Source organism: Paraburkholderia sp. BR14320 (genome assembly GCF_040948665.1).
In the GTDB taxonomy this organism is placed as follows: domain Bacteria; phylum Pseudomonadota; class Gammaproteobacteria; order Burkholderiales; family Burkholderiaceae; genus Paraburkholderia; species Paraburkholderia youngii.
Window position 1 is genome coordinate 1 of sequence record NZ_JBFPKG010000211.1, and the last position, 917, is coordinate 917.

Genomic DNA, 917 nt, shown 5'->3' on the forward strand with positions numbered 1-917 from the left:
CGTTCGTGTCCCCGGTTTCTTCTCCGCAGACTGTGTCAAAGTGGTGCCCATCAGATTGGAAATGATGGGCATCACTTTGATGTCGCCCTCAGCCACCGTCTATAACGGCCGGCACGAGCCGCTTACGTTGGAAATGCCTCCTCCCAGCCTCATCATAACGGCGGAGTCAACGTTGGAACAATAGTCTGACAAGCTTGGACATAAATACGTCAGGTAGACGGCTATATCGATCGATGTTCACAATGCTCCGGCTAGATGACCTCTTTCCAGCCAATCACGCATGTGACAAATCGGACTGCGACTGAACGAAGCGCTCGAATCGATCAGTGCGTCTTGCATTCGATTCGCAGCAAACGCACTCTGATCGAGACAATCTACCACAACGTTTTGCCACATCGGTCGCATTGCTAGCCGCATCTGCCGGCACCCGAAGGGTTGTCGCAGACAGGGACGGCCGTCAGGTTTGTGGAGGCTCATCGAGATTGCCGACGCCAATCAAATCGATCTTGTGGGTAGTCGCCTTCGAGACTTCCAACACCTCGCAATCTGCCTGACCAACCTCGTCTTCCCACTCCTCTATGATCCCAGCCAGTTCGCGGCATGCAGATTTCAGGCTTGAAAAGTCATTCCGCCATTTGCGAGCCAGCGTTTAAGACTGGATGTACTGCGCCAATTCATGTCGGAATAGACCCAGATCGCCCGACCTACTGCCTCAGGGTCGGGCGATTTCCAAAGCCGATCGGCATCCTCAAGGATCCGAATGGTTCGGTGCACGTCACAGCGTTGAAATTAGAGCGTGTTAGGAACTTCGATTGAGACCTGTTATCCTGGCGGGATGAAAAGAACAGACCGCAAAGGGTATCCGACTGATGTGTCGGATGAGGAATGGAGTTTCGCGGCGCCGTATCTGACGCTGA

1 protein-coding gene and 1 pseudogene are annotated in these 917 nt (G+C 53.5%); both read left to right on the plus strand.

Annotated elements, in window-relative coordinates; translation table 11 throughout:
* The coding region (locus tag AB3X89_RS39945) for a hypothetical protein (protein ID WP_368588025.1) at nt 1-184 on the plus strand (184 nt) is incomplete at its 5' end.
* Between the two features lie 651 nt (nt 185-835).
* Nucleotides 836-917 (plus strand): annotated as a pseudogene (locus AB3X89_RS39950) (IS5/IS1182 family transposase); the annotation flags it as partial.